This is a genomic window from Xanthomonas cissicola (assembly GCF_008801575.1).
Classification (GTDB): Bacteria; Pseudomonadota; Gammaproteobacteria; order Xanthomonadales; family Xanthomonadaceae; genus Xanthomonas; species Xanthomonas cissicola.
The window spans coordinates 1-5807 of the sequence record NZ_VZPL01000121.1; the positions used below are offsets into that span (position 1 = coordinate 1).

Genomic DNA, 5807 nt, shown 5'->3' on the forward strand with positions numbered 1-5807 from the left:
ACTGTTCCGTCGCTTGAAAGGCTACCGCCGGATTTTCTCGCGCTTCGAGAAGCTGGATGTCATGTTCCTTGGATTCCTCAGCTTCGTCCTAGTCGTTGATGGGCTTCGGATGTGTTAACAGGCCCTAATCACGCGAGCCCCAACATGCAGTCTTTCCGGCCCTTCCATCGTTTGAGCTGCGCCATTGCCGCGGTGCTTTGCGCACCGTCGCTTGCGTACGCTGCAGAGATGACCACCACCACGTTGGACTCGGTCAACGTGCAAGCCACCCACGCCGCTGCGCCGGGCTCGCTCAACGAACAGCGCCTGTCCAATAGCGTCAACAGCGTGATGAGCAAGCAGCAGATCGATGCGATTCCCTCCGGCGGCATTGCCGATGTGGTGGCGCACATGCCGGGGTTGTCGTCCTACAGCGACATGCATCTTGGCCAGGCCACCACCGGCGAGAACGCTTACGTCAGCATCCGCGGCATGGACGCCAGCTATAACGCATACACGCTCAACGGGTTCGGCATGCCAGAAACCGACTCCTCGACGCGCGCCATCTCCTTGAACATGCTGGCGCCGTTCGGCATCCAGTCGGTGCAGGTCTCCAAATCGCCCACGCCCGACATGCCCGGCGATTCGATCGGCGGTGCGATCGACATGCGCACTCCCAATGCGTTTGATTTCGACCAGGACGTCTATGCCAAGAGCACCGCGCAAGGCCAGTTCAACGCATTGGCCAACCACCTGGGTGGCAAGGACAGCGGCGGCACCTTCCAGCAGGAGCTGGCCTGGAAGTTCGGGCAAGGCGATGCCTTCGGCATCTACGCATCGGCCTACTACGGCAAGAACAACAACATGGCGCAGGCACCGGCGCCCAACAGCAAATACGTGCCCGCCGACCCTGCGCTCGCCGCGGCCACCGATTTGCGCGATGTTGGCCCGTTGATCAGCACCCGCTACAAATACAGCCTGTACGCCAGCCAGATCGAACGCTATGGCGGCAACCTGTCGCTGGATTGGCAGGGCGACACCAGCGCGCTGTATGCACGTGCCATCTACGGCAGCTACGGCGTGACCGGCACGCAGGACCAGTCCAGTGCGCGCCTGGAGACCTATCGCAACCAGCCCACGGCGGTGCGCGGCGGGTACTTCAATACGCACGATATCGACGAGACCCTGGCCACCTTGCAACTGGGCGGGCAGACCACGCTCGATCGGTTGCACGTCGACTACGGCACCTCGTTCGGCCGCGGCACCCGCAGCCGGCCGGATTATGTGTCGGCCAGCTTGTACGGGTTTACTCCGGGCAGCTTCGCCTTCGACCTCAGCGACCCCACCTACCCAAGCATCGGCCCGAGCTCGCCGGCGCTGAAGGACTTCTTCTACAACCTGGATTCTTCGCTGTTGTGGAAGGTGCAGGGCCACGACGCCGGCAGCCACGATAACCGTTTCAACGCGCATACCGATATCGCGTATCAGGTCGATGGCGCTGTGCTGGACAGCGTCAAACTTGGCCTGTCGGCCGATCACTCCGAGCGCGATGCCTATGACCACCCGTTCTTCCACAAGGATGGCAACTTCGTCACCAACGGCCCGTACTTTGGCGGCCCCAATTACGCGTTTCCCACCGCCGGCGGCCCGCCGCTGAGCGCGATTCCCGGCCGCATCACTTACAATGCATTCGACGGTCATTACGCGGGGCCGTTCAAACTGCTGGATCGCGGCTGGATGCGCGCGCAGGCGCTGCCTTACAAATACGTCGACGACCCGAACGGCGCAGGCATCTATACCGCCAACGACTACAACGCCAACACCACCTCCAGCACCGAGGCGATCTATTCTGGCTATGCGATGGCCGCGCTGCATCTCGGCAAGGTGAGCATCCTGCCCGGCGTGCGTTACGAACTGACCCAGTATTCGGCCGACTCCTGGCAATCCAGCGGCGATGGCAGCACCGGCCGTTTCGTCGGCAGCGGCAGTACCTACGGTAAGGTCTTGCCGGGCATCAGCGTCAACTATCGGCCGGACGATCTCACCGTGTATCGCGCGTCGTTGCGCCGCAGTTTCAGCCGCCCGGCGTTCGGGCTGGTTTCCGGCGAGACGGTGTATTCGATCGACGACACCCAAAAGGTGGTCGGCATCTCCAAGCCCAACCCCAACCTGCAGGCGAGCACCGCCGACAACGCCGACCTGTCTGCCGAATTCTACGACCACGAGGGCGGCGTGCTCAGCGCCTCGACGTACTACAAGCGCATCAATGGCTTCATCTATACCTCGCAATCGGCCACCAGCAACGACAGCACCCTGGGCGGCCTGGTGCCAACCGGCACCACCTTCGAAAATGGCGTGCCGGTGACCATGCCGCAGAATGGCGGCACCGCAAAGCTCTATGGGCTCGAGCTGGCAGCGAGCAAGCGGCTGCAACAGTTGCCCGGCCTCTGGAGCAATTTCGGTGTTACCGCCAACCTCACGCTGCAGCACAGCCAGGCAGATAGCAAACGCAGCGACCAGTCGGAAAAGACCTGGCTGCCGCGTGCGCCGGAGCGCATCTACAACCTGGACCTGTTCTACGACGACACCCATCTGCGGACGGACCTGAGCTACAACTACACCGGCCTGCAACTGCTGGGGCTCACCACCGACCGCCTCAATTACTACCTGCAGCCGGTGAAGTCGCTGGATTTCAACGCGACCTATCACTTGCCACACCATATCGATGTCGGCGTGTCGGCAAAGAACCTGCTCAATGCCGCCACGTTCTACGAAACGCAGGGCAAGTCCAAGCGCTACATGGCCTACGATCCCGGCGCCGACGGTGCCTATGTGCAAACCGGGCGCACCTACATGCTGACCTTGGGCTACACGTACTGATCCAAAGACCGGCACGCTGCAGCGGCGATCTTTCAACGCAAAGGACGCCGTTGCGTCCATTGCCTACGTGCTATTTAGCGGCTGGCGCAGCGCCATTGCTCGACACGCGATTGCACCGCCGCCGTATCATCGCGCCGAGGCGTCGGTATCGGTATCGGCACGCAAGGCTCCATCACAACGGTGTGCTGCGTCCGTCGATTGCGCCGGCGGCAATGCCCACCGCAATGCCGCATCTCACCGCTTACCAGTCAGTACCGGTGCAGCGATTTCACGCAGAAAACGCAGGCGGCTGCGGCAAGGTGCGCGCATGCCTCTTTCGGACCTGCACATGCCACCACGCTCCTACGCTCGCGTCTGCTTGCTTGCCCTTGCACTGGGCACCTCCCTGTCTGCGCTGGCGCAAGCGCAGCAGTCTGCGCCTGCCCCTGCGCCTGCATCGGCCGCGACTCCCGCGGCCAAGGATGTCCCCACCGGCGCGCGCTCGGATCTGCACGCGCAGGTGTTGCTGGATCGCGCGCATTTTTCGCCGGGCCAGATCGACGGCGAGCGCGGCTCCAATCAAAAGCGCGCAGTGTCCGGGTTCCAGGCCGCTCACAACATCAAGGCCACCGGCGAGCTGGATGACGCTACCTGGCAGGCCTTGCAGGCCGATACCACGCCGGCCCTGGTGCGGTACACGCTTACCGACGCCGATGTCGCCGGCCCGTTCCAGCCCATTCCCAAAGGGCCTGCCGAACAGGCCAAGCTGACTGCGCTTGGCTACGCCTCCGTCGACGAAGCGCTGGGCGAACGTTTCCACGCAGACCCCGCGCTGCTGCGCCAACTCAATCCTGGCGTGGATCTGAGCAAGGCCGGCAGCGTGATTCAAGTACCCAACATCGACGGCGTGCCGCCGCTGGCCAAACCGGCCAAGCTGGTAGTGGACAAATCCGATTCCACGCTGCGGCTATTCGACGCCGACGGCAAGGTCTATGCGCAATTCCCGGTGTCTTCCGGCAGCAAGCACGACCCGCTGCCGATTGGCCGCTGGAAAATTCTCGGCATCTCGCGCGACCCGGTGTTCAAGTACAACCCCAAACTGTTCTGGGACGCGAAAAAGGGCGAGCAGAAAGCCACCTTGCCGGCGGGTCCGAACAATCCGGTTGGCCGCGTCTGGATCGATCTGTCCAAGCCGCATTACGGTTTGCATGGCACGCCGGAGCCCGGCCATGTCGGCAAGACCGAATCGCATGGCTGCGTGCGGCTGACCAACTGGGACGTGGTCGCCCTCGCCAGCGTGGTCGGCCAGTCGGTGCCGGTGGTGATGCAGGAATAAACATGAAACTGCTGATGACTTTGGTGGTGGGCGTCGTGTTGGGTGCGGCCGGCTATTGGTGGCTGGAACGCACCGCGCCGGAAGCAAAAGTAGAGCCGTCATCCAGCGCTGCTCCCATCGCGACAGACCGCAGCTCAGCGAGTGCCGCGCCGATGGCAGCCCCTGCAGCGACCGCCGCGGCAGCACCGATGGCTGCCTCGGCACCACTGACCGATGCCGCGCCCGCCGGCATGCCCGTAGCAACGACGCCAGCGCAGTCGCCTGCCGCTGCGGCACCGGGCAGCGGCTTGCTGATTCCGGTACAGGGCATTAGCGCCAGCCAGCTGCAAGACACCTTCACCGATGCGCGCAGCGAAGGCCGCGTGCACGATGCCATCGACATCCTCGCTCCCACCGGCACACCGGTCGTGGCAGTTGCCGACGGCACGGTGGAGAAACTGTTCACCAGCGACCGGGGCGGCCTGACCGTGTACCAGTTCGAGCCCGGCGGCAAATACTGCTATTACTACGCGCACCTGGAGCGCTATGCCGACGGCTTGGCGGAGAAACAATCGATCAAGCGCGGCCAGGTCATTGGCTATGTCGGCAGCACCGGCAACGCCAATCCCGCCGCACCGCATCTGCATTTCGAGATCCACCGCCTGGGGCCGGAAAAACAGTGGTGGAAGGGGGACGCATTGAATCCTTACCCCGTCTTGCACGGCGATCAGATGTTGCAGTGACAGCGAGGCAAGTTCCGCACCGACATCTCTTCTTTCAGCGGATCTGGCAGCCCGATACAGACTTATTCAGCACCTCGCCCCAACACTAAAGCGCCCGGATTTACCGGGCGCTTGAAAGAAAAATCATCACATCGATACAAGTTTGATGGACGCTTATAAGCCACGCCTTCATTTTTCATGAGTCGTTTGCTTATTGATGGTCACGGTCTGAATATATTCGCCGTTCGCTCCATAAATGACCACGATACGGACATAGGGATCATCATAGACGACCTGACTGCTGCAGGGGCACGTTGCGGCTGCCGTCACCATGCCGAGCGGCTTGGCATTCTCATCATTGACAATTGCCATGGGCGTTTGTGCGGCAGACCCAACCGGCAGTTGTTGCTGTGCGCCCGGAGTCACGATCATGACCGTCAAGACTTCGTCCCTTAACGAATTGATCTGGACATACTTCAGCCCATCTTTCTCGAAAGAGTAGACCTTGAACAACCGTGACAGGCTGATATTTTTTGCACCGGCCGGAACACGTTCGCCCAGGCCACGGATCACATTGGCAGAAGTAGGCTTCTGCTCGGCGCCACTGACATAGCCTGAGGCTCCGATCATCGCGAACAACGTAATGCTCAGCAGAGGTCTTGGCTGGATCGACATTGCGTATCCTTACTGAAGGCCGAGCTAGGGCCTGTTAACACTAATGGCCCGAGCGATTAAACTATTGGGCATGGAGATCACGCCAGCACAATTTTCTCTGATCGAACACTGCCTGCCGGCGCAGCGCGGCAATGTCAGCATGACCAACCTGCAAGTGGTCAACGCCATCCTTTACGTTGCCGAGCATGGCTGCAAATGGCGCGGCCTACCCAAGCGCTTTGGCAACTGGCATACGGTCTACACACGCATGAACCGTT

The 5807-nt window shown here is 61.7% G+C and carries 5 protein-coding genes and 1 pseudogene; 5 read left to right on the plus strand and 1 reads right to left on the minus strand.

Going from position 1 to position 5807, the window contains the following annotated elements; all coding sequences use genetic code 11:
• The 4 genes and pseudogenes from F7R02_RS23735 to F7R02_RS23750 all read left to right on the plus strand — a co-directional run.
• Positions 1–118: pseudogene (locus F7R02_RS23735) on the plus strand (IS5-like element ISCARN85 family transposase); the annotation flags it as partial.
• A 26-nt stretch (positions 119–144) separates the two neighbouring features.
• A complete protein-coding gene (locus tag F7R02_RS23740) occupies positions 145–2859 on the plus strand; it encodes a TonB-dependent receptor (RefSeq protein WP_078589690.1) in 2715 nt (904 codons plus the stop codon).
• Positions 2860–3244: 385 nt separating this feature from the next.
• Positions 3245–4174, plus strand: coding sequence for a L,D-transpeptidase family protein (locus F7R02_RS23745; protein ID WP_172397220.1), 930 nt, complete (start codon positions 3245–3247; stop codon positions 4172–4174).
• 2 nt (positions 4175–4176) lie between these two features.
• The gene (locus F7R02_RS23750; RefSeq protein ID WP_039582480.1) at positions 4177–4896 is read left to right on the plus strand and encodes a M23 family metallopeptidase; all 720 of its coding nucleotides are present in this window, start codon (positions 4177–4179) and stop codon (positions 4894–4896) included.
• A gap of 168 nt (positions 4897–5064) precedes the next feature.
• Here the strand turns inward: F7R02_RS23750 and F7R02_RS23755 are convergent, their stop codons facing one another.
• The gene (locus F7R02_RS23755) at positions 5065–5550 is read right to left on the minus strand and encodes a hypothetical protein (RefSeq protein ID WP_078583315.1); all 486 of its coding nucleotides are present in this window, start codon (positions 5548–5550) and stop codon (positions 5065–5067) included.
• Between the two features lie 70 nt (positions 5551–5620).
• Between F7R02_RS23755 and F7R02_RS23760 the strand changes: the two genes are divergently transcribed.
• Positions 5621–5807 (plus strand): transposase (locus tag F7R02_RS23760; protein WP_151210039.1); only part of this gene is annotated, 187 nt, incomplete at its 3' end.

Bases quoted from the DNA above. Each gene is read 5' to 3' on its own strand.
- F7R02_RS23740 (WP_078589690.1), top strand. From the start codon at position 145: ATGCAGTCTTTCCGGCCCTTCCATCGTTTGAGCTGCGCCATTGCCGCG.
- F7R02_RS23750 (WP_039582480.1), top strand. From the start codon at position 4,177: ATGAAACTGCTGATGACTTTGGTGGTGGGCGTCGTGTTGGGTGCGGCC.
- F7R02_RS23755 (WP_078583315.1), bottom strand. From the start codon at position 5,550: ATGTCGATCCAGCCAAGACCTCTGCTGAGCATTACGTTGTTCGCGATG.